A 20,962-nucleotide genomic window follows, 5' to 3' on the forward strand; every position below is an offset into this window, starting at 1 on the left:
CAGCTATACAACTATTCAAAAAACGAACCAGTTAAACTGGTTCGTTTCGTGACTGCTAACTCCTACTTCCGATACATTTTAAATTGTAGAAAGAGGTCACTATAGATACCTGTCCATTTATGGTCAAACTTCTCATAGACTTCCAAGTGTTTCATAGTATCTGCATCTGGATAGAAGGACTTGTCCTCTTTGGTCTCCTCAGGGAGCATTTCCTTAGCAGCATTGTTTGGTGTTGAATAGCCGACATATTCTGCATTTTTGAGAGCATTTTCGGGTTTCAACATAAAGTTGATAAAGGCATAGGCTGCGTCTTGGTTTTTGACTGTTTTGGGAATGACCATATTGTCAAACCAGAGATTACTTGCCTCTGTCGGTACGACATAGCGAAGATTTTCATTTTTCTCTAGCATCTGACTGGCTTCACCAGAGAAGGTCACACCTATAGCAGCGTTATTCTGAATCATGTACCCCTTCATCTCATCCGCCACAATAGCCTTGATATTTGGAGTTAGCTTGTAGAGCTTATCTACCGTTTCCTCCAACTGCTGTGGATCTTTAGAGTTTAGGCTATAGCCTAGCGAGTTAAGACCTAAACCAAGTACTTCACGCGCCCCATCAAAAAGCATAATGGAGTTCTTATACTCTGGCTTCCAAAGGTCATCCCAATGTTCAGGCGCTTCTTCCACCATAGTTTCATTGTAGACAATTCCCAAGGTCCCCCAGAAGTATGGGATAGAGTACTGGTTGTTGGGATCAAAGGACTGGTTGAGAAATTCAGAACCGATATTCTCAATGCCCTCAATCTTACTATAATCCAGTGGAACTAGAAGGTCTTCGTCCTTCATTTTGTTAATCATGTACTCACTCGGGATAGCAATATCATAGGTTGTTCCACCCTGCTTGATTTTCGTGTACATGGCTTCATTGGAGTCAAAGGTTTCGTACTGAACTTGGATTCCTGTTTCTTCTGTAAATTTCTCCAGAAGTTCAGGGGCGATATAGTCTCCCCAGTTGTAGATAACCAATTTTTGACTATCGCGACTATTGATTTTACTGTCAAGATGGTAAGAAATTCCCCACAAGACAAGGATAATGGCTAGAATTCCTGCTAAAAATGAATAGAGTCGTTTCATGCTTGCTCCTCCTTCTCACGTGAAATGAAGTAATATCCGACAACTAGGATAATACTAAAGAGAAAGACCAAGGCTGAAAGAGCATTGATTTCTAGAGAAATTCCCTTACGAGCTCTAGAGTATATCTCAACTGACAAGGTTGAAAAACCATTTCCCGTTACAAAGAAGGTCACAGCAAAGTCATCTAATGAATAGGTGAATGCCATGAAGTAACCTGCAATAATAGACGGCGTTAGGTAAGGAAGCATAATTTCCTTGAACATCTGGAACTGACTAGCTCCAAGGTCATAGGCTGCATGAATCATATCTCCATTCATCTCTTTTAATCGAGGCAAGACCATAAGCACTACGATTGGAATGGAGAAGGCCACATGACTAGAAAGAACTGTCAAAAATCCAAGTGAAAACTTGAGTTGTGTAAAGAGAATCAAGAAACTGGCACCAATCATGACATCTGGTGCAACCATCAAAATGTTATTAAGTGATAGGAAGGCTTCTTGGTATTTTTTTCGAGATTGGTAGATGTAAATGGCACCAAAAGTCCCAATGACAGTCGCAATCAGGGCTGATAGGAAGGCTAGTAAAAAGGTCTGAACCAAGATTAGCATGAGTCTTCCATCGCCAAACATGGTTTCAAAGTGAGACAAACTAAAGCCTGTAAAGCTATTCATATCATCCCCAGCATTGAAGGCATAACCAATCAAGTAAAAGATTGGCAGATAGAGGACGATAAAGACAAAGGCTAGGTAAAGATTTGATAATTTTTTCATCGTTCTCTCCTTTCCTTAGTCACCCACATGGTGATAAACATGGTTAGGATAAGAACAACACCAATAGTTGAACCCATACCGTAGTTGTCATTGGTAAGGAAGTTCTGCTCAATAGCAGTCCCCAAGGTGATCACTCGGTTCCCACCAATCAAACGCGTCAGCATGAAGAGACTTAAACTCGGGATAAAGACAGATTGGACACCACTTCGCACTCCGTTCATTGACAGAGGGAAGATGACATGACGGAAAGTTTCCCACTTGGTTGCACCAAGGTCATAGCTGGCATTAATGAGATTGTTATCCATATCATCCAAGACATTGAAGATTGGCAAAATCATAAATGGAAGCTCGATGTAGCTTGCAACAAAGATAAATGAGAAATCCGTAAAGAGCAACTGCTGCGAACCGATTCCGATAAATTCCAGGAATTGGTTGATAGAGCCATTTTGCCCAAAAATCCCGATAAAGGCATAGGCCTTGAGGAGAAGGTTGATCCATGTTGGCAAGATGATCAGCATGAGCCAGAGTTGACGGTGTTTAAGACGAGTCAAAAAGAGGGCTGTTGGATAACTGATAAGAAGTGTCACTAGAGTTACAATCCCAGCATAGAGAACTGAGTTAAAACTCATTTTGAGATAGGTCAAATTTTGTGACGCAAAGTAGGATTTATAGTTTTCTAAACTGAACTGGCCTTCAATGTTGAAAAAGGATTGCCCAAAAATCAAGACCAAAGGCGCCAAAACAAAGAGTGCAATCCAAAGCATGTAGGGCACTACAAAGAGTTTAGAGGTTGTTTTCTTCATCTCTTTCCTCCTCAATAGCGTTAATCAAACCTGCTTCTTGCTCTTCGATTTCTACATATTCCTCAATACGAGCATCGAATTCTTCTTCTGTTTCATTAAGACGCATGATGTGGATGTCTTCTGGTTCAAAGTCCAGACCGATTTCCTCGCCCACAATAGCTTTGCGAGTCGAGTGAATCATCCATTCATTGCCAAGTTCATCATAGGCGATAATCTCATAGTGAACTCCACGGAAGAGCTGAGTATCAACCTTAACTTGAAGTTTTCCTTCTTCTGGAAGGGTAATGCGCAAGTCCTCTGGACGAATCACGACTTCGACTGGTTCATTTGGCTTCATCCCACCGTCGACCGCTTCAAATCGTTTACCGTTGAATTCCACCAAGTAGTCCTCAATCATGGTTCCTGGCAAGATGTTTGATTCACCGATAAAGGTTGCAACAAAGTGGTTGATTGGCTCGTCGTAGATATCAACTGGTGTACCAGACTGAACGATTTCTCCATCATTCATAACGAAAATCCAGTCACTCATGGCCAAGGCTTCTTCTTGATCGTGGGTAACAAAGACAAAGGTAATGCCCAATCGCTGTTGCAGTTCACGCAGTTCGTACTGCATGTCTGTTCGCAATTTCAAGTCCAAGGCTGACAAAGGTTCATCCAACAAGACCACACGAGGCTGGTTGATAATCGCACGCGCAATAGCTACACGCTGGCGTTGTCCTCCAGAAAGCTTACGAATAGAACGTTTTTCGAAACCTTCCAACTGTACCATCTTTAGAACTTCTAATACACGTTGTTCGATTTCTTTTTTATCGACCTTACGCAAACGCAATGGAAAGGCAACATTTTCAAAGACATTCATATGCGGAAACAAGGCATATGATTGGAAGACTGTATGAACATCACGTTTATTGGTTGGGATATCATTGATACGGACACCGTCTAGCATGATATCACCAGTTGTTGCATCCAACAAACCTGCAATGATATTGAGGATGGTTGATTTACCAGATCCTGAGGCACCGAGAAGTGTGTAGAACTTCCCTTCTTCCAACTCAAAGTTAATATCCTTGAGAACCTTGGTGTTGCTATCTTCAAAAACTTTAGAAACGTTTCTGAATTCGATAATTGGTTTTTTCAATTGGCATAAATTCCTTCTTTTTCATAGATTAACAGATCAGGGCTCTGTCAGGCCGCTACTACCTCTTGCAGGGAGTTAGACCACCTGCATATATCTTCGCTACCGATAGGCTTTCACCCCCTTTACATGTCTAGTTAGTAGCAGCTAGGCTATTTCTACTATTTACTCATGTTCACCCAAGATACGAACTTCTCGCTCGAGAGTAACACCTGAGTGTTCTTTAACCTTTTCAATGACAGACTCGATTAATTCCTCATAGTCCTTAGCAGTTCCATCCGCAATATTAACCATAAAGCCTGCATGCTTTTCTGAGACTTCGACGCCACCGATACGATAACCTTTCAATCCTGCTTCTGCAATCAATTGACCTGCAAAATGACCCACTGGACGTTTAAAGACTGATCCACATGAAGGATACTCTAAAGGTTGCTTGAGTTCACGAAGGTGGGTCAATCGATCCATTTCTTGTTTGATAGTCTCATAATTTCCTGGCGATAGTGCAAACTTAGCAGATAGGACAACTGCTCCAGATGCTTGAATGGCTGAATGACGATAACCAAAGGCCAAATCTTTAGCAGATATGGTTTCGATTTCACCTTCCTTAGTCAAGATTTGACAAGACTGTAGAACATGAGCAATCTCACCACCATAAGCCCCAGCATTCATAAAGACAGCACCACCAACGCTTCCTGGAATTCCACAAGCAAACTCAAAACCAGTCAAACTATGACGGAGGGCAATACGAGTGGTTTCAATCAAGTTCGCTCCAGCTTCAGCCTCAATAGTGTAACCATCAACAGAAACATTATTGAGCTTGTCACACATGATTACAAAGCCACGGACTCCACCCTCACGAACGATAATGTTACTTGCATTTCCAAGAACCATCCAAGGAATGTTTTCCTGATTGGCAAATTTTACTACACGAGCCATCTCGTAGCGATTACGAGGAAATACTAAATAATCTGCCTTCCCTCCAACTTTGGTATAGGTATAAGTTTTTAGCGGTTCATCGAATCGAATATCGATTCCTTCTAGGGTTTCATTTAATTTATCTAATACGGTCATTTTTCTAATCCTTTTATAAAATTCATTCCATTATACCATTTTTAGCGATTTTTTTCGATGATTATGTCACCTTTTACCAGTGACAATACAAAAAGAGGCTAGGCCTCCTTAATATTACTGTTTCTTGTAAAAGATTGATTTTGTTAGGAAAACGAAAGCCAAAACTTCTACTGCTAAGATTCCCTCTACCACCAGAGGATTTGAGATCCAGCCAACTTGAGAAAGGCTCGGTGCCAGATCAAATAAAGCATGCAGACCGTAAGCTGCTACTAGATAAATCCATTTTTTTTGGCGAACAGCTTGGAATACCCAGACAGTTAAGCCAAGCTGAAGAATCAAGGCAAGAATTCTTTCGACTCCCAAAAGATAAATTTGCCAAGCTGCTAGATTATGAATGGTTGCGAGTGTACTCTCAGGTAAGAGTTGCATGATAGCTGGATTTTGCGATTCAACTGCTGAAAATAGGATAAAGAGATTGAGTAAACCAGCAATTCCGATATAAATCATTTCTAGTCCACCATGACCAAGGCCATAGGCGAGGGCATCTGAATCTTCCATCTCTCTTTTTTTGTTCAACCATTTGAAAAAGATTAGTCGGGCTGTTTCTTCGAATAAGGCAGCCATACAGATTCCATAAATCACATAGAGAAGGGGATTCTCTGTCATGAGAGCAATGGTTCCATCTCTCTGAGGTCGAAGAACCAGCAGATGAACGATTTTTTCTAAAACCTGCGATGAGGCAAAAAAGGCAACTGCACCAAGTCCCAAAACTGCAAAATTAATCTTGTATTTCTTTCTTGCGTACCAAACTGCTGCAATGAGGACGGCAAACAAGGCCAGCATCGTTATTATTACATGAATTTTCATATTTGACTCCTTTTATTCTGACTTATCGATATCTTTTTTCATCTCGTCAACATTAAACTTAGCAAATAGATATTGACGATCCTGAACAGGAAAACGTTGATCCAGTTGATCAACAGCTCCTAGTTCAACAATCCCTTCCTTGATGACAAAGTCCATAACGTGGCCACCAAAAGTTAGGTCATCTGAAATAAAGTGTAGATGGTAACCAGCAACACTAACTCCATGGAAAATCTCTGGGGTCCAAAAGCCGACGATGGTTCCTGAAACATTTTCGCGACTATACTCTGGCTGATGCGTTGCTACTTCTGCAAACTTTGTTTCAGAGGTTGACTTAGGAATCATGCGCACATGCATGTTCTTGAAATCACCATGAATCTTGATAGAACGAAAGAGGTTTTCACCATCATAGTAGGACTCAATACGTTTTTCAAGTTCCTGATCAGTCATTTCAAAACGCTGACGGAATATAACTTCTGCCTGGTGGGGGACAACTGCTGCATAGGGAATAAGCGCATCTGCTGAAACTTCAACAATCTCTGGTTTTTCACCTGATCCCTTAGCTTGATAAGCTTTACCATCTAAGACAATAAGCTCGCCATCGATAGAGTCCAGCGTCCCTAAACCTAAATCACCATGTTGGAGCAATTCACCAACGGTTAGACTTCCTCCATAGAGTCCCGCCATCAGCGCTCCTAAAGTATTGTATTGAAATAATTTTACTGGTTCTTGCACCTTAATAATCTCACTCTTTCCAGAATTTTTCACTTAATAAGTATATCATATTTCTGATTAGAATTGAATGCTAGACTGCCTTTTAATACTCAATGAAAATCAAAGAGCAAACTAGAAAACTAGCCGCAGGTTGCTCAAAGCACTGTTTTGAGGTTGTAGATGGAACTGACGTAATCAGCTCAAAGCACTGTTTTGAGGTTGTAGATGGAACTGACGTAGTCAGCTCAAAACACTGTTTTGAGGTTGTGGATAGAACTGACGTAGTCAGTAACATATATACAGCAAGGCGACGTTGACGCAGTTTGAAGAGATTTTCAAAGAGTATAACATTGCCAAACTTCTAAAAAAAAGGTACAATGTAACAAAATCATGAGAGGTCTGGGATGAAGCAAGAAAGCAAGTATGAACAAGTCGTTCACTATCTAAAAAATGAGATAGAATCAGGTAGATTTCCCACTGGAAGTCGCCTACCATCTATCCGAAAACTCAGTCAAGATTTTCACTGTAGCAAAGACACCATACAGCGCGCACTCTTAGAACTCCGATACCAGAAATATATCTACTCCAAACCTCAAAGTGGTTATTATGTATTGGAGCAACAAACCAGTCATGAAGATCTAATTATCTCAGTCAACGATGAGCATGCAGCAGCCTATGATGATTTTCGTCTTTGTGTCAACGAAAGCTTGATTGGGCGAGAAAATTATCTCTACAACTACTATGAACACCAAGAGGGCTTAGAAGAATTACGTCAGTCCGTTCAGACTTTGCTCTTTGATCAAGCCATTTATAGTAAGGCAGACCAGTTGGTCATGACGTCTGGAACCCAACAAGCACTGTTTATTCTTTCTCAGATTGACTTTCCAGGTCAAGCTCAGGAAATACTGGTTGAACAACCGACCTATCATCGAATGAACCAGCTGCTGCTAGCCCAAAATCTTCCCTTTCAAACCATTGAACGTCGAGTGGACGGCATTGACCTGAAAGAACTTGAGGAACAGTTTAAAAGCGGAAAGATTAAGTTCTTCTATACCATTCCCCGTTTCCACTATCCTCTGGGGCATTCTTATTCTGAAGAGGAAAAACTTGCTATCCTTGACTTAGCTGCAAAATATCAGATTTATATCGTTGAGGATGACTACCTGGGTGACTTGGATCCTAAAATGGGACAAACCTTTCATTATCTGGACCAACATGATTTGGTCATCTATATCAAGTCCTTTTCTACAAGTCTATTTCCTGCCCTCCGGATTACTGCCCTTCTTCTTCCTAATGCGATCAAGGAAGCTTTTGTGACCTATAAAAACATTCTCGACTACGATAACAACCTTATCATGCAAAAGGCTCTATCACTCTATATTGATAGTCAACTCTTTGAAAAAAACAGACTAGCACGATTGGTACTGCAAGAAAAAAGTCAGGAGCACATCCAACAGCTCTTACAAACCTATCCCATTTCCCTACCGAGCTATCCACTTCATGATGGGCTTTTGCTTGATCTCAGGAACTATCCTAGCATCGCTAGTCTTAAACACAGTCCTCTAGGACTCGACTTTTTCGAATCATCCTACATAGAGTCTTGTCCCTATCACTTTGCAAAAGTTCCTTTAGAAAATATTGAAGAAACATTAAGCTATTTAAAAACAGAGCTGGACTGAAATCCAACTCTGTTATTTTTTATTGTTCTACTTCTGTTAGCTTAGCAGCTTTTTCAAGATAAGTTTGGTAAGTTCCGTCATCTTTCAGTTTTTGGATGACCTTATCAACCACTTCCTTCAAATCTGAGTTACCTTTTTTGATAGCTACAGCATTTGCTTCGCCTTCTTTCATAGTCAAGCTTACAGTAGCTACTGCCAAATCTGAGTTCTTAGCAGCATAGCTTAGTGCTACTGGCTCATCCATATGAACGGCATCAACCTTACCTGATTGAAGCTCATTGACTGCCTCACCCATGTTTGTCAAAGAAGTCAACTGTGCCTTAGGAAGTTGCTCTTTGACCATAGATTCAGGAACAGTCCCTTTTTGAGCTGCAATATTAGCACTTGCTAGAGAGTCCAAATCCTTGTATTTTTCAAGATCTGACTTTCTGATAAGGAAGCTAATTTTATTTTCATAGTAAGGAATTGAGAAATCAAAGACTTCTTGTCTTTCTTCAGTTGCACTGATTCCCGCAATGGCCAAATCAGCCTTACCTGTCTGAAGACTAGTCAAGACATTATCAAAACTCATGCTTGAAACTTCCAATTTCACTCCAAGTTCATCAGCGATTGCTTGCGCCATGTCAATATCAGCACCTACGACTTGGTTCTTACCATCTACAAGGGCTTGAAACTCAAAGGGAGCATAGTCTGGACTAGTTGCGACCACCAATTTCCCTTTTTGCTTGATGGCCTCCACTGCAGATTGTGAGCTTGAGCTAGACGATTGGCAAGCTACTAAAAAGAAGCTTGCAAGAAAACTACATAAGACAAATATCCATTTTTTAAAATTCATAAATAAACAACCTCTCTGTTGATTTTGTATAATTATAACTCTATTAACTTCGTTTGTCAAGCATATTTTCAATTTTTCTTTCAAAAAAGGAGCTTTTATTCATTATTTAGCTCCTTTTTTCTGTATATTTAATCAATCTTACAATTCAACAATCTTACCTGTTTCAAAGTAAACAACCCATTCACAGATATTTTTTGCATAGTCACCGATGCGTTCCAAGTAGGAAATAACTTGGAAATAATCACGACCTGTGATAATGGCTTCAGGATGTTTCTTGATTTCTTCTGTAGCTAGGTCTCGAATGTTATCAAAGTAATGGTTGATATTTTCATCCATAGTTGCAACTTCATAGGCTTGATCCACAGAACCATTCAAATAAAGTTCTAAAGCTGCCTCAACAAAGTTTTTTACTTCACGACCCATTTTTTTAATTTCTTCTTCAACTGCAGGGATACGTTGCTCCCCCTTCATACGAATCGTTGCTTTTGCGATAGAAACTGCATGGTCTCCCATACGTTCTAGGTCTGAAACAGCTTTTAAAACTGTTAAAACTGTTCGTAAGTCTTGTGAAACTGGTTGTTGTAGGGCGATCATTTCAAATGATTTCTTTTCAAGTTTCACTTCGTATTCGTTTACTTCTGCATCTTCCTCAATGACTTCTTTAGCCATGTCACGGTCATGCGTTACAAAAGCACGTACGGTACGATTGATTTGGGAAAGAACTTCTTGTCCCATAGCATAAAACTGATTATGCAATTTCTCTAAATCTTCTTCAAATTGAGATCGTAACATCTTCTCACTCCTTATCCAAATTTACCTGAAATGTAGTCCTCTGTCTCCTTATGTTGAGGATAGAGGAACATATCCTTGGTATCGTTAAATTCAATCAAATCTCCATTGAGGAAAAAGCCTGTCTTATCGGAGATTCGAGATGCTTGCTGCATAGAACGCGTAACCAAGAGCATGGTGTATTTGTCTTTTAGACCATACAAGGTTTCCTCAATCTTACCAGCAGAAATAGGGTCCAAGGCTGAAGTGGGTTCATCCAAGAGGATGATTTTAGGGCTAGTCGCTAATACACGTGCCACACAAACACGTTGTTGTTGCCCACCTGAAAGACCAATAGCAGAGTCATGCAAGCGATCCTTGACTTCATCCCAGATTGAAGCACGTTGTAAAGCCTTCTCCACTGCTTCATCTAAGACCTGCTTGTCTTTTTCCCCATTTATACGGAGGCCATAAACGACATTTTCGTAGATAGACATAGGAAAAGGATTGGGTTGTTGGAAGACCATACCAATTTCTTTACGTAATTCAACAGTGTCGGTACGCGGACTATAGATATTGTGCCCGTTATAAACCACTGATCCAGTTGTCGTCACTTCAGGATTAAGGTCACCCATTCGGTTAATAGCCTTTAGAAGTGTTGATTTCCCAGATCCAGAGGGACCGATAAGGGCGGTAATTTCCTTAGGTTGGAATGATAAGGAAACACTATTCAAAGCCTTCTTTTTGTTATAATAAACAGACAGGTCTGAAACCTGTAAAATCGGTTCTGTCATACTATTTCCTCTCTAACCAAAGTGTCCAGTTACATAGTCATTTGTTGACTGTAGCTTAGCATTTTGGAAAATATTAGCAGTCTTATCATACTCAATCAAGTCACCCAAGTAGAAAAATCCTGTATAGTCACTAGCACGCGCAGCTTGTTGCATACTGTGAGTTACGATGATAATGGTAAAATCCTTCTTCAACTCAAGCATGGTTTCTTCAAGTTGAGCTGTCGCAATCGGATCTAAAGCTGATGCCGGCTCATCCATCAAGAGAATATCCGGTTTAACAGAGATTGCACGAGCGATACAAAGACGTTGCTGCTGACCACCTGATAGGGTCAAGGCCGACTTGTGAAGGTCGTCTTTTACCTGATCCCAGAGAGCAGCTTGACGAAGTGATGTTTCTACAATTTCATCTAGAACTTTCTTGTCCTTGACACCTGCACGTTCATGTGCAAAAGTGATATTACGATAGATTGATTTAGCAAATGGATTTGGACGTTGAAATACCATTCCGATATGTTTACGCATTTCATAAACATTAATTTCTGGACGGTTAACGTCAATACCTCGATAGAGAATCTGTCCTGTAACCTTTGCAATATCAATGGTATCATTCATACGATTAAGACTGCGTAGATAGGTTGATTTCCCAGATCCAGACGGACCAATCAGGGCCGTGATTTTATTTTTTTCGAATTGCATATCCACGCCCTTGATGGATTCATTCTTACCGTAGTAAACATGTAAATCCTTCGTAGAGAGGGCCACTTTTTCTTCAGGGAAGGTGATGATATGCTTTTCATCCCAGTTATATTTTGACATGGCTTCTCCTTTAGGCAGCGGTTAATTTCTTGTGTAGGTAGCTTCCGAGTTTGCGAGCTCCAAAGTTAAAGATTAAGATAAAGATTAGGAGCACCGCAGCAGAACCTGCTGAAACAAGGGTTCCATCAGGAATAGTTCCTTCACTGTTGACTTTCCAAATATGGACGGCCAAGGTTTCTGCTTGACGGAAGATTGAGATCGGACTGGTTACACTGAGAACATTCCAGTTTGACCAGTCAAGAGCTGGAGCTGATTGTCCTGCCGTATAGATAAGAGCCGCAGCTTCACCAAAGATACGACCTGATGCAAGGACAACACCCGTAACAATACCAGGTAAGGCTTCGGGGATAACGACATGAAGAACTGTTTCCCAACGAGAAAGTCCAAGTGCTAAACCAGCTTCACGTTGTGTATGGTGAACGTGTTTTAAGCTGTCTTCAACATTACGCGTCATCTGGGGAAGGTTAAAGACAGTCAAAGCCAAGGCACCTGAAATAATTGAAAATCCATATTCAAACTGAACTACAAAGATGAGGTAACCAAAGAGACCGACTACGACAGATGGTAGAGAAGACAAAATCTCAATACAGGTACGAACTAAGTTGGTAACACGACCTTTTTTGGCATATTCAGCCAAGTAAATCCCAGCTCCCATTGATAGGGGAACAGAGATGAACAAGGTAATGACCAAAAGGAAAAAGGAATTATAAAGCTGAATCCCGATACCACCACCTGCTTGATAAGAAGATGATTTTCCTGTCAAGAATGACCATGAAACATGTGGCAATCCTCGAACCAAGATATAGAGAATCAAGGAAGCTAGGATGGTCACAATGATTCCTGCGATGGTATAGAGGACAGCTGTTGCAAGTTTATCTAATTTCTTAGCGTGCATAGTTTTTCTTTCCTCTTTCTTTCGTAATCAATTTAATCACACTGTTAAAGGCCAAACTCATCAAGAGCAATACTAGGGCCAGTGACCAAAGAACATTATTATCAACAGTTCCCATAACGGTATTACCGATTCCCATGGTCAAAACAGATGTCAGAGTCGCTGCTGGTGTCGTCAATGAAGTTGGAACAACTGCTGAGTTACCGACAACCATCTGAATCGCAAGGGCTTCACCGAAAGCACGCGCCATACCAAAGACTACAGCAGTAAAAATACCTGAACGAGCAGCCTTCAAAGTAACACGCCAGATTGTTTGCCAACGAGTTGCTCCCATAGCTAAACTAGCTTCACGGTAGTGACGAGGAACTGCACGTAAGCTATCAGTTGTCATAAAGGTTACAGTCGGCAAGATCATAACAAAGAGAACGAAAATCCCCGATAAAATACCAAAACCTGTTCCACCAAAGACACTACGTACAAATGGTACAACGACCTGCAAACCGATAAATCCGTATACTACCGAAGGAATCCCAACTAGAAGTTCGATAGCTGGTTGCAAAATCTTAGCTCCTTTTGGCGATACTTCTGTCATAAAGACTGCAGCACCAATTGCAAATGGTGTTGCGATGAGAGCAGATAGGATGGTAACGATAAAGGAACCTAAAATCATTGGAAGAGCACCAAACTGCTTACCTGAAGGGTTCCAAGTTGCACCAAAGAGAAAATCAAAGATATTCACACCATTCACAAAGAAGGTAGATAACCCTTTTTGGGCTACAAAGATTAAAATCATAGCCACAATGATAACAATCAAAGAGAGGCAGGCAAAAGTCAGACTTTTCCCTAATTTCTCAAGACGAGAGTTCTTTGACGGAGAGAGCAATTTTTTAGATAATTCTTCTTGGTTCATTATTGACTCCCTTCTAGCGCTGTTACAGTCCCTGTAGCATCTTTTTCAACCTTCATTTCCTTAACAGAAATATAGCCCATTCCTTTAACGATTCCGTTCTGAGCTTCGTCTGAAAGAACAAAGTTTAAGAATTCGGCAACCAATTCATTTGGCTCACCAAGTGTATACATATGTTCATAAGACCACAAAGGCCAATTATTCGTGGTTACATTCTCTGAAATTGGTTCATAACCATTGAGTTTGATTGTCCCAACAGAATCATCGACATAGGCAAACGCTAGATAGGAAATAGCTCCAGGGGTTTGAGAAACGATTGATTTGACCATCCCGTTTGAATCCTGTTCCTGACTTTGCATTGCTGATTGACCATTCATGATCACACTATCAAAGGTTGCACGAGAACCTGAACTAGCCGCACGGTTGATTATAGAGATGGCTAAATCTTTCCCGCCGACTTCTTTCCAGTTAGTAATTTCTCCTGTGAAGATTTGTCGGAGTTGATCTGTCGTTAGATTATCAACATCTACTTCTTTATTGATAATAACAGCCAAACCTGCAACAGCTACCTTATGATCGACCAAGGCTGAAGCATCAATACCGTCTTTTTCCTCAGCAAATACATCCGAGTTTCCGACATCTACTGCTCCTGATTGAACCTGCGATAGTCCTGTACCAGAACCTCCACCTTGAACATTGACCGTTTTACCGATATGAGCTGATGCGAATTCATCTGCCGCCGCCTCGACTAAAGGTTGGAGGGCAGTTGAGCCAACAGCCGTCATTGACTCCCCACGATCAATCCAACTTGCACATCCTGCTAGTGAACCAGCAAGTAAAAAGGTTGCAAGAAAGAGGGTGAGTTTTTTAATTTTTTTCACTATTTGTCTCCTTGAAAATAATGATGAATAGCTTGGAATTTCGCCCTATTTTTCTATTGTTTTATGCAAAAAATCCATACTTCCACTATAACATAGAATACTGATTTTGACTAGTTTTTTACCTTAAACCTCAAGCCCTTAGGGAAATAATTCTTCAAGGTATTTCCGGTCACTTTTGCAAAACCTAGACCATTTCCACCAACCAAAACTTGATACCAGCCATTTGACAAAGTTTCAGACAGCTGAACTGTTTCACCGGCCACGTATTTGACAAAGTCCGCTTCATGAATTTCAATTCTTTGATTGACTTGGCTTGGTTTTAAGGCTAAACCAAGAGCAAAACTTGGTTCAAAACGTTTTTTCTTAAAGGTTCCAAGATGAAGTCCGTTTCGTGCAATCCTAAGTTTACCCAAATCTGGTAGAACTTCAGGTAAGAGATATAGTTGTTCTCCAAAAGTCTGTAAAATTCCTGGCAAATTTATCTTCAGGTGTTTTTTTTCAAAATCTTGCCATAAACTCAACTGTTCGCGACTGAGATTAGTCTTAAAAGACTTGAACTTCCCTGACTTGTTTTGTCCCTTAAACTGAAGATGGGCAACAAATTGACCTTCTCCCTTAAAACGATGTGGGTACATCCGAGCTGTCTCAGGAAAATCAATCCCAGGAGCCATTCCATTGATATGTGTAACTGGAATCAATTCAAAATCATAACTATCCAGCAACCATTTAATAATTTCTTCGTTTTCTTCTGGAGCCCATGTACAAGTCGAATAGACCAAACGACCACCATCAGCTAACATGGTGACCGCATCCTCTAGAATTACACGCTGCAAGTCAGCACATTGGCTTGGATATTCTACACTCCAATAATCCATGGCATCTGGCTGTTTTCGGAACATTCCTTCTCCTGAACATGGAGCATCTAGAACAATTAGGTCAAAATATCCCTTAAACACTTTAGCCAAACGATCTGCAGATTCATTGGTTACAACAACATTTGATGCACCAAAACGCTCCATATTTTCAACCAAAATCTTAGCTCGCTTGCTAGAAATTTCATTGGAAACAAGTAGTCCTTCGCCTGCAAGATAAGCTGCCAGTTGAGTTGATTTCCCACCGGGAGCCGCTGCCAAATCCAAGACCTTCATGCCTGGTTTTGGTTGAGCTACTTGTGCAACCATTTGTGCAGCAGGCTCTTGTGAATAGACCAAGCCTGTTACATGCTCAGGTGATTTCCCTGAAACCTTGCCATAATAGCCCCAAGGTGTATGTGGAATAGCATCTGAAAAAGAAACTTGGCTTTCTTTTAAGGGATTGATGCGAAAGGCGGAAACTGCCTCATCATCAAAAGAGGCAAGAAAAGCTCTTGCCTCATCTCCCAATATTTCTTCATATTTTTTTACAAATCCTTCTGGAAATTGCATGTAAGTTTATTTCCTTTCGTAGATATAGGATTGAATTTCTGCCAACTTGTCTGTTGGAACCATCATAATTGGTTGTCGTGTCTGAAAATCCACCGGCTCTCCAGTTAAGGTTACAATCTGATAACCTAAACTTTTTCCAATGATACCAGCTGCAGCATAGTCCCAAGGTTGGAGATAGGTGATATAGGTCAATAGCTGACCAGATAATATTTTTGCAAAACTAATAGCCGCACTTCCATATATTCGTACGCCAAGTGAAGCATTAGCCAATTCTGCGACACCCCAGGCATTTGTTTCCAACATGCCAGCATTACTCGCAATTAGAAAATCTCGCAAGGGCTTATCTTTAAAATTAGGCAAGGGTTCTTCATTGAGACAGGCCTGAAAAGTACCTCCTCCATGATAACAATGACCTTTCATGACATCATAAATGATCCCAAACTGGCCCACACCATTTTCAAAATATGCTACCATAATGGCAAAATCATCACCTTGTGCGACAAAGTTGTTGGTACCATCAATGGGATCAATGACCCAAACAAATCCATGTCCAACTGAAGCACGTAGACATCCCTCTTCTGCACAAAATTGGTCATCCGGAAAATGCGAACGAATCTTATCAATCAAAAAATTCTGAACTTCCTTGTCCAAACGAGTCACCAAGTCTGTAGGGGATGATTTTCTCTCAATATGCAATTCTTCCTGCATATGAGCTAGAATATAGTCTCCTGCTTCCTTGACAATCTCTTTGGCAAACATAAATTTATTTTCCAAGCGAAATCTTCCCTTCCCCTTGTTCTTTGGCCAATTGGACAGCTCGATAGAAGGAGTAACCACTCGCAGTTTCAAATTCACGGCCCAAGCGTTTTTCTTCACTCTTGCTTGGAACAACCGCTTTGAATCCCTTATAGGAATCTAGTAGTTTTTTTGCCTCTACCTTAGTCTCATAGGCAGCTTCAACATCATTAAAAAAAGAAAGCACTGAAGCAAGTTCTTCAGTGCTCCACGACAAATCTAGTGGGTAACTATACTGTTTATTCATCTAATTAATACCAGCTCTCAATGTAGCTTCTTTCAGTTCTTGTTTACGGTAACTACGAGGGAGAAAAGCACGAATCTCATCTTCATTAAAACCGATTTGCATCCGCTTTGCGTCAATAATAATCGGACGACGCAAAAGACTCGGATACTGCTCAATTAAATGAAGCAACTCCGATACTGAGATACTCTCTACATCAATATTCAATTTTTGAAAAATCTTTGAACGAGTCGAGATGATGTCATCAGTACCATTTTCGGTCAAGGAAAGAATGTGTTGCAGTTCTTTTCTCGTTAAAGGGCTGGTCATAATATTATGCTCTTGGAAGGGCACTTTATGATTCTCGAGCCAGGCCTTTGCTTTACGACATGATGTACAACTCGGTGATAAAAATAGTGTAATCATGCTTTCCTCTTCTTTACATACTTTTCTATTCCTATTATACAAAAAAATAAAGCGCTTGACTAGTTATTTCCGTAAAAAAACCTACTTTTTCAAGAAAAATAGGTTTTTTAGAATCAAATGTGAATGTTTTGCTTAAAAGTAGAAATATTCATGTTACAAACGATAGTTTTTTCCTAGATTTTATTTGGAATCAGCAATACTTTTCTTCACTTATCTATTTGTTTTTCTACTCTGTAGGTACAGAAATCCAAAAATCAATTCATACAAGCAGAAAAATAGAAGAAAGGCATGGAGGAAAAAGTCCTCTGGTAGGATAAGAATGACAGAATCCTTTGCTGGATCAAATAGCCAGGTATCATCACCTACAAAAAGTATCTGATGAAACAAAGTAAAGAACTGCTCAAATCCAATGAAAACTCCGACCAAACCAAGAACCAAAGGTAGCGAGAGCATGATTAAGAGACCTCTACGATAGAGAGATAGAAATCCTTTCTGAATGACTTGCTTCCAAAAAAGATAGAAAATCGGTAGGGTAACTATCGCTACTCCTTGAGCCAGATGGAACAAACACTTCACAACCGCAAAATGATGGATTCCAGATGCAGACGAAGGAAAATCTGGCATTGCTAATACTTGACTCAATGGATTGGTCAAATAATCCATCAAAACATTAAAATTATGCTGGATGGTCTGAGGTTGCAGATGAACACGATTTGTCAAGTTTAACCAAGAAATTTCCTGAGGATAGACCAACCAAGCCAGGTAAATGGTCAATAAAATTGCAAGCGAGAGAAGAAAGAGAATACTTCCTACAAAAGTAAACTTAGTTTTCATCGAAATCCCACTCCGCTAGACTTGAAAGGACATGAGTTGGTGCAATTGGCAAGTCTGCTACTTCTTCTGGTTTTGTAAATCCTGTCGTTACCAAAAGACTAGGAATGCCATTGTCAATACCAGCTCGAATATCAGTAAGATAATTATCTCCCACCATGACAATTTCTTGGCGTTCAAGGCCTAGGTGTTCAACAGCCTTGTCCATAATAATCGCATTAGGTTTTCCAATATAAACTGGTTTTACACGAGTTGCTGCTTCAAGAAGAGTAATCAGTGAACCAGCACCAGGCAAAAGTCCACGTTCTGTTGGAATATTTAAATCTGGATTGGTGCCGATAAAGTGAGCACCTTTATGGATAGCTAGGGTCGCCGTAGCAAATTTTTCATAGTCAACTTGCCAGTCCAAACCTACAACCACATAGGCTGGATTTTCTTTATCTTCGACATACCCTGCTGCTTGGATGGCCTCCTTTAGGCCTGCTTCTCCGATGACATAGACTGTCTTTTTAAGTCCTAGGTCATTCATGTAATCAATGGTCGCTAAGGTTGCAGTATAGATCGTCGATACAGGTGTGTCAATGTTAAACTGATTGGCTAACATCTCTTGAACACTTTCAGGTGTACGAGTGGTGTTGTTTGTTACAAAAAGATAAGGAAGCTCTCTTTTTTGTAACTCATGAACAAAAGCTTCACCTGCTGGAATTCTATCTTTCCCCTTATAGATCGTTCCGTCTAAATCAATTAAATATCCTTTATAAGTCATATCTTTCTTTCTAATCTTTTTTAATTTCTTGCCAAGTTATCCTTGCCTTAGCATTGGTGTCACCATCACTTGTAATCTGGTGATGGCTTTCTAGTCCATTCAATTCATAACTAGAAGTAATCATTCCGCCTGGTCGAACTTCCTTAACATATTTAAGGTTAATTTTTTTAGGGATATGGTTAGTCAGGAAATCGGCTCCCATGACCTCAAAAATCCAATCTAGGTATTTGCTGTTATTGACGTGACCATTCATATCTAAGTCATAGAAACGAACGTGATAATCCTTGCTTATCGCTTCTTCCAGCTCTCTATATTTTGGCCCACGGACCCATTTCTTAGAAAACTCAGATTGATAAGGGGCAATAATTTCTGCTACTACAGGATGAACCTTTCGACTCTCACGATCCATAAGGACAAAGGTAGCTACCATATGAATGATTTCTTGACCATCTTCATCATAAATAGTAAATCGGCGGTAGCAAAAGAGACGATTATAGGTCAAAGCTTCTGTTTCAATGGTGATTTCCTCAGCAAAACGAGGCAAACGAACCACGTCAATATCATAATCTGTGATAATCCAGACCAGATTATACTGTTCTAAAACATCCTTGTCACTCACTCCCAGTTCAATTGACTGCATTCCTGATACCTGGAGGGACAATAAGATAAGGTCTGGTAGCTTGATATGGCCATTCATGTCAGCCATATCAAAAGGAATTTTCATCTTCATTTGATAAGTTAAGCCCATAATTTTACTCCAATATAAATCGTTCTGCTACTGTATCACCTAAGAAGAGCCCTCTCTTGGTCATACGAACACGATCACCCTCAACCTGCATAAGACCTTGTTGAATCAATTCTCTAACAACATCTCCATAAAGTTCCTGAAAAGACCGTTCGAATTTTTCTTCAAATCGCGCCATGGAAACTCCTGACTTCTTGCGAAGGCCGAGAAACATCTCTTCTTCCATTTGCTCTTTTTGACTCAGGTGCTCTTCTGTGATACGAGCATTCCCATCTTCTACTGCCTTTAAATAATGGAGGATAGGACCATGATTTTTATAGCGAACACCGTTTACATAGCCCGACGCACCAGCACCGATTCCATAATACTCGGCATTATCCCAGTACATAAGATTGTGACGACTTTCAAATCCTGGCTTAGAAAAGTTAGAAATCTCATAGTGCTCAAATCCAGCTCTTTCTAGCTCTGCAATGATATACTCAAACATCTCAGCTTCTAATTCTTCCTTAGGAAGTGGTAATTTTCCTCGTCTCATGCGATTCATAAAGACCGTATGATTTTCCAAAATCAAGCTATAGAGACTCATATGAGGAATATCAAGGGCAATTGCCTTAGCGACATTGTCCTTTACCTGATCCATGGTCTGCCCAGGAAGTGCGTAGATCAAGTCAATGGAAATATTGTCAAAACCAGCCAGTTTGAGACGATCGATATTTTCATAAATATCCTTTTCCGTATGACTACGCCCTATCTTTTTCAGCATTTTATCATCAAAGGTCTGAACACCTAGTGAAACACGATTAACTGCAGAATTTTGCAGAACAGCAATCTTATCAGCATCCAAATCACCAGGATTGGCCTCAATGGTCAATTCTTCTAAGACTGATAAATCTAAGTTTTTAGTCAATCCTTCTAACAAAACTTCCAATTGAGAAGCCGACAGGGCTGTCGGTGTCCCACCACCAATATAGAGTGTACGCAATTTTTGAATATCATAAGAATGAAATTCTTGCAGTAGATGCTCTAGATAGCTGTCTACTGGCTGATTTTTGATAAAGACCTTGGAAAAGTCACAATAATAACAAATCTGTGTGCAAAATGGTATGTGCACGTAGGCTGATGTCGGTTTCTTCTGCATAGTATTTATTATACCACAAAAGCGAACAATACTTAGAATTCCGTTTAACAAAATCCTAGCATTGTTCGCTTTCTTTATCTAAACATTCTTTTTATTTTACGACTAACATGATTCCCAGAACCAATCTAGTTTGTCTTTATAACACAAAAGAATGAATGTTTATTTGACTAAATTTTTAGTCTTCTTTTTTCTTTCCCAAAGCAAGTCCGAGACCGCCTAGAATACCAAGAAGGCCTAGAGAAGCAAGAGTCGCATTTGATTCAGTACCAGTATTTGGCAATACTTTTTGAGAATCATTTGACTTAGCTCCATTAGTATCAGGTGTTACTGGCGCAACTGGTGTTTCTGGTGTTACCTTAGCTGGAGTTTCTACTGGAACTTCAACTGCTGGTTGACCTGGTTCTGTAATCTTACCTGTACCTGGAACTTTACCGTCTGGTAATTCACTGTTTGGTACTTTACCTTTACCGTCTTCACCGATTGTGACTGTGATTGGGTTACCATCTTTACCTGGGATTTCTACCTTAGTTCCTGGTGGATATGTTGAGCCAT

At 40.2% G+C, this 20,962-nt stretch carries 24 protein-coding genes; 1 reads left to right on the forward strand and 23 read right to left on the reverse strand.

Annotation, left to right across the window (positions count from 1 at the left end):
• Positions 1-62: 62 nt before the first annotated feature.
• The 7 genes from QM917_RS09270 to budA all read right to left on the reverse strand — a co-directional run bounded on the left by QM917_RS09270 (position 63) and on the right by budA (position 6,511).
• Positions 63-1,133: an ABC transporter substrate-binding protein gene (locus tag QM917_RS09270; RefSeq protein WP_049503188.1), complete on the reverse strand. Its 1,071-nt coding sequence runs from the start codon at positions 1,131-1,133 to the stop codon at positions 63-65.
• Positions 1,130-1,903 carry an ABC transporter permease gene (locus tag QM917_RS09275; protein WP_045763347.1) on the reverse strand — a complete coding sequence of 258 codons (774 nt, stop codon included), beginning with the start codon at positions 1,901-1,903 and terminating at the stop codon, positions 1,130-1,132. Before QM917_RS09275 ends, QM917_RS09270 begins: the two co-directional genes overlap by 4 nt.
• The gene (locus QM917_RS09280; RefSeq protein ID WP_000754116.1) at positions 1,900-2,706 is read right to left on the reverse strand and encodes an ABC transporter permease; all 807 of its coding nucleotides are present in this window, start codon (positions 2,704-2,706) and stop codon (positions 1,900-1,902) included. The genes QM917_RS09275 and QM917_RS09280 overlap by 4 nt, the downstream gene beginning before the upstream one ends.
• Positions 2,687-3,844 (reverse strand): ABC transporter ATP-binding protein, encoded by a 1,158-nt coding sequence (locus QM917_RS09285; protein ID WP_248034087.1) that lies wholly within the window; start codon positions 3,842-3,844, stop codon positions 2,687-2,689. Before QM917_RS09285 ends, QM917_RS09280 begins: the two co-directional genes overlap by 20 nt.
• A gap of 162 nt (positions 3,845-4,006) precedes the next feature.
• Positions 4,007-4,912, reverse strand: a complete 906-nt coding sequence (gene murB, locus QM917_RS09290; protein ID WP_414285529.1) for a UDP-N-acetylmuramate dehydrogenase — start codon at positions 4,910-4,912, stop codon at positions 4,007-4,009.
• Between the two features lie 114 nt (positions 4,913-5,026).
• Complete coding sequence (locus QM917_RS09295; protein ID WP_414285530.1) at positions 5,027-5,779, reverse strand: YhfC family intramembrane metalloprotease; 753 nt, start codon at positions 5,777-5,779, stop codon at positions 5,027-5,029.
• Positions 5,780-5,791: 12 nt separating this feature from the next.
• Positions 5,792-6,511 (reverse strand): acetolactate decarboxylase, encoded by a 720-nt coding sequence (gene budA / locus QM917_RS09300; protein WP_414285539.1) that lies wholly within the window; start codon positions 6,509-6,511, stop codon positions 5,792-5,794.
• A 383-nt stretch (positions 6,512-6,894) separates the two neighbouring features.
• On the opposite strand from budA, the gene QM917_RS09305 reads away from it, so the two are divergent.
• Positions 6,895-8,169 carry a PLP-dependent aminotransferase family protein gene (locus tag QM917_RS09305; RefSeq protein ID WP_414285531.1) on the forward strand — a complete coding sequence of 425 codons (1,275 nt, stop codon included), beginning with the start codon at positions 6,895-6,897 and terminating at the stop codon, positions 8,167-8,169.
• Between the two features lie 19 nt (positions 8,170-8,188).
• Here QM917_RS09305 and QM917_RS09310 read toward each other — a convergent pair whose 3' ends face one another.
• The 16 genes from QM917_RS09310 to QM917_RS09385 all read right to left on the reverse strand — a co-directional run.
• The gene (locus QM917_RS09310; RefSeq protein ID WP_075228282.1) at positions 8,189-9,004 is read right to left on the reverse strand and encodes an ABC transporter substrate-binding protein; all 816 of its coding nucleotides are present in this window, start codon (positions 9,002-9,004) and stop codon (positions 8,189-8,191) included.
• Between the two features lie 138 nt (positions 9,005-9,142).
• Positions 9,143-9,796 carry a phosphate signaling complex protein PhoU gene (gene phoU / locus QM917_RS09315; RefSeq protein WP_301560017.1) on the reverse strand — a complete coding sequence of 218 codons (654 nt, stop codon included), beginning with the start codon at positions 9,794-9,796 and terminating at the stop codon, positions 9,143-9,145.
• An 11-nt stretch (positions 9,797-9,807) separates the two neighbouring features.
• Entirely contained in the window at positions 9,808-10,566 is a 759-nt protein-coding gene (gene pstB / locus QM917_RS09320; RefSeq protein WP_045763360.1) for a phosphate ABC transporter ATP-binding protein PstB, read from the reverse strand.
• 12 nt (positions 10,567-10,578) lie between these two features.
• Entirely contained in the window at positions 10,579-11,382 is an 804-nt protein-coding gene (gene pstB, locus QM917_RS09325; protein WP_045763361.1) for a phosphate ABC transporter ATP-binding protein PstB, read from the reverse strand.
• Between the two features lie 10 nt (positions 11,383-11,392).
• Positions 11,393-12,277 carry a phosphate ABC transporter permease PstA gene (pstA, locus tag QM917_RS09330; RefSeq protein ID WP_281335022.1) on the reverse strand — a complete coding sequence of 295 codons (885 nt, stop codon included), beginning with the start codon at positions 12,275-12,277 and terminating at the stop codon, positions 11,393-11,395.
• Positions 12,267-13,184, reverse strand: a complete 918-nt coding sequence (pstC, locus tag QM917_RS09335; RefSeq protein WP_045763363.1) for a phosphate ABC transporter permease subunit PstC — start codon at positions 13,182-13,184, stop codon at positions 12,267-12,269. The genes pstA and pstC overlap by 11 nt, the downstream gene beginning before the upstream one ends.
• A complete protein-coding gene (locus tag QM917_RS09340) occupies positions 13,184-14,062 on the reverse strand; it encodes a phosphate ABC transporter substrate-binding protein PstS (RefSeq protein WP_371607632.1) in 879 nt (292 codons plus the stop codon). The genes pstC and QM917_RS09340 overlap by 1 nt, the downstream gene beginning before the upstream one ends.
• Positions 14,063-14,172: 110 nt before the next feature.
• Entirely contained in the window at positions 14,173-15,486 is a 1,314-nt protein-coding gene (locus QM917_RS09345; RefSeq protein WP_414285532.1) for an RsmF rRNA methyltransferase first C-terminal domain-containing protein, read from the reverse strand.
• Positions 15,487-15,492: 6 nt separating this feature from the next.
• Entirely contained in the window at positions 15,493-16,260 is a 768-nt protein-coding gene (locus tag QM917_RS09350) for an inositol monophosphatase family protein (protein WP_414285533.1), read from the reverse strand.
• Positions 16,250-16,528: a UPF0223 family protein gene (locus QM917_RS09355; RefSeq protein ID WP_045763367.1), complete on the reverse strand. Its 279-nt coding sequence runs from the start codon at positions 16,526-16,528 to the stop codon at positions 16,250-16,252. The genes QM917_RS09350 and QM917_RS09355 overlap by 11 nt, the downstream gene beginning before the upstream one ends.
• Complete coding sequence (locus tag QM917_RS09360; RefSeq protein ID WP_045763368.1) at positions 16,529-16,930, reverse strand: Spx/MgsR family RNA polymerase-binding regulatory protein; 402 nt, start codon at positions 16,928-16,930, stop codon at positions 16,529-16,531.
• Between the two features lie 210 nt (positions 16,931-17,140).
• A complete protein-coding gene (locus QM917_RS09365; RefSeq protein WP_414285534.1) occupies positions 17,141-17,764 on the reverse strand; it encodes a TIGR01906 family membrane protein in 624 nt (207 codons plus the stop codon).
• Positions 17,754-18,527 carry a TIGR01457 family HAD-type hydrolase gene (locus QM917_RS09370; RefSeq protein WP_414285535.1) on the reverse strand — a complete coding sequence of 258 codons (774 nt, stop codon included), beginning with the start codon at positions 18,525-18,527 and terminating at the stop codon, positions 17,754-17,756. Before QM917_RS09370 ends, QM917_RS09365 begins: the two co-directional genes overlap by 11 nt.
• 10 nt (positions 18,528-18,537) lie before the next feature.
• A complete protein-coding gene (locus tag QM917_RS09375) occupies positions 18,538-19,275 on the reverse strand; it encodes an acyl-ACP thioesterase domain-containing protein (RefSeq protein WP_414285536.1) in 738 nt (245 codons plus the stop codon).
• Positions 19,276-19,279: 4 nt separating this feature from the next.
• Complete coding sequence (gene hemW, locus QM917_RS09380) at positions 19,280-20,410, reverse strand: radical SAM family heme chaperone HemW (RefSeq protein ID WP_414285537.1); 1,131 nt, start codon at positions 20,408-20,410, stop codon at positions 19,280-19,282.
• Positions 20,411-20,585: 175 nt separating this feature from the next.
• A partial coding sequence (locus QM917_RS09385; protein ID WP_414285538.1) for an LPXTG cell wall anchor domain-containing protein occupies positions 20,586-20,962 on the reverse strand: 377 nt, incomplete at its 5' end.

It is taken from the genome of Streptococcus infantis (genome assembly GCF_047460685.1).
Classification (GTDB): Bacteria; Bacillota; Bacilli; order Lactobacillales; family Streptococcaceae; genus Streptococcus; species Streptococcus infantis_AD.

Coding starts and splice junctions, on each gene's coding strand:
- QM917_RS09270 (WP_049503188.1), bottom strand. CDS start 1,133: ATGAAACGACTCTATTCATTTTTAGCAGGAATTCTAGCCATTATCCTT.
- QM917_RS09275 (WP_045763347.1), bottom strand. CDS start 1,903: ATGAAAAAATTATCAAATCTTTACCTAGCCTTTGTCTTTATCGTCCTC.
- QM917_RS09280 (WP_000754116.1), bottom strand. CDS start 2,706: ATGAAGAAAACAACCTCTAAACTCTTTGTAGTGCCCTACATGCTTTGG.
- murB (WP_414285529.1), bottom strand. CDS start 4,912: ATGACCGTATTAGATAAATTAAATGAAACCCTAGAAGGAATCGATATT.
- QM917_RS09295 (WP_414285530.1), bottom strand. CDS start 5,779: ATGAAAATTCATGTAATAATAACGATGCTGGCCTTGTTTGCCGTCCTC.
- QM917_RS09305 (WP_414285531.1), top strand. CDS start 6,895: ATGAAGCAAGAAAGCAAGTATGAACAAGTCGTTCACTATCTAAAAAAT.
- QM917_RS09310 (WP_075228282.1), bottom strand. CDS start 9,004: ATGAATTTTAAAAAATGGATATTTGTCTTATGTAGTTTTCTTGCAAGC.
- phoU (WP_301560017.1), bottom strand. CDS start 9,796: ATGTTACGATCTCAATTTGAAGAAGATTTAGAGAAATTGCATAATCAG.
- pstB (WP_045763360.1), bottom strand. CDS start 10,566: ATGACAGAACCGATTTTACAGGTTTCAGACCTGTCTGTTTATTATAAC.
- pstB (WP_045763361.1), bottom strand. CDS start 11,382: ATGTCAAAATATAACTGGGATGAAAAGCATATCATCACCTTCCCTGAA.
- pstA (WP_281335022.1), bottom strand. CDS start 12,277: ATGCACGCTAAGAAATTAGATAAACTTGCAACAGCTGTCCTCTATACC.
- pstC (WP_045763363.1), bottom strand. CDS start 13,184: ATGAACCAAGAAGAATTATCTAAAAAATTGCTCTCTCCGTCAAAGAAC.
- QM917_RS09345 (WP_414285532.1), bottom strand. CDS start 15,486: ATGCAATTTCCAGAAGGATTTGTAAAAAAATATGAAGAAATATTGGGA.
- QM917_RS09355 (WP_045763367.1), bottom strand. CDS start 16,528: ATGAATAAACAGTATAGTTACCCACTAGATTTGTCGTGGAGCACTGAA.
- QM917_RS09360 (WP_045763368.1), bottom strand. CDS start 16,930: ATGATTACACTATTTTTATCACCGAGTTGTACATCATGTCGTAAAGCA.
- QM917_RS09365 (WP_414285534.1), bottom strand. CDS start 17,764: ATGAAAACTAAGTTTACTTTTGTAGGAAGTATTCTCTTTCTTCTCTCG.
- QM917_RS09370 (WP_414285535.1), bottom strand. CDS start 18,527: ATGACTTATAAAGGATATTTAATTGATTTAGACGGAACGATCTATAAG.
- QM917_RS09375 (WP_414285536.1), bottom strand. CDS start 19,275: ATGGGCTTAACTTATCAAATGAAGATGAAAATTCCTTTTGATATGGCT.
- hemW (WP_414285537.1), bottom strand. CDS start 20,410: ATGCAGAAGAAACCGACATCAGCCTACGTGCACATACCATTTTGCACA.